At 62.7% G+C, this 622-nt stretch carries 1 protein-coding gene; it reads right to left on the minus strand.

Translation table 11 applies throughout. From position 1 onward, the window contains the following. Window positions 1-622: glutamate synthase-related protein (locus B2W52_RS22180; RefSeq protein WP_414673524.1), on the minus strand; the 622-nt coding region annotated here is incomplete at both ends.

Below are 622 nucleotides of genomic sequence, written 5' to 3' on the forward strand. Positions count from 1 at the left end.
AAACCGAAGCTCTCGGCACCAAGGATCGCGCCCTTTACCACGTCCAGACCTGTTTTCAGGCCGCCATCAGTCTGCAGGCGAATCTTGCCACGCAGGTCATTGGCTCGCAGCGCCTGCTGGGTTTCGGTAAGCCCCAGCTCCCAGGGAGAACCGGCGTAGCGGATCGACGTCAGCGGGCTCGCCGCTGTACCGCCATCGTACCCGGACACCGTGATCAGGTCGGCGTACGCCTTAGCCACACCTGCGGCAATCGTACCGACGCCGGGCTCAGAGACCAGCTTCACAGACACCAGAGCCTGCGGATTGACCTGTTTGAGGTCGAAAATCAGCTGGGCCAGATCCTCGATGGAATAGATATCGTGGTGGGGTGGCGGGCTGATCAGCGTCACGCCCTCTGTCGAATGGCGCAGCCGTGCGATGATGCCGGAGACCTTGAATCCCGGTAGCTGACCGCCTTCGCCGGGCTTTGCGCCCTGGGCCATCTTGATNNGCGGCGGCGGTGAAATCAGCGTTACGCCCGGGACCGAATAACGCAGGCGGGCGATCAGTTCATTGACCTTGCCACCGGGCAACTGGCCGCCTTCGCCCGGCTTGGCACCTTGGGCCACCTTGATCTGCATGA

Origin of the sequence: Marinobacter sp. UBA2498, from assembly GCF_002341575.1 — a bacterium.
In the GTDB taxonomy this organism is placed as follows: domain Bacteria; phylum Pseudomonadota; class Gammaproteobacteria; order Pseudomonadales; family Oleiphilaceae; genus Marinobacter; species Marinobacter manganoxydans.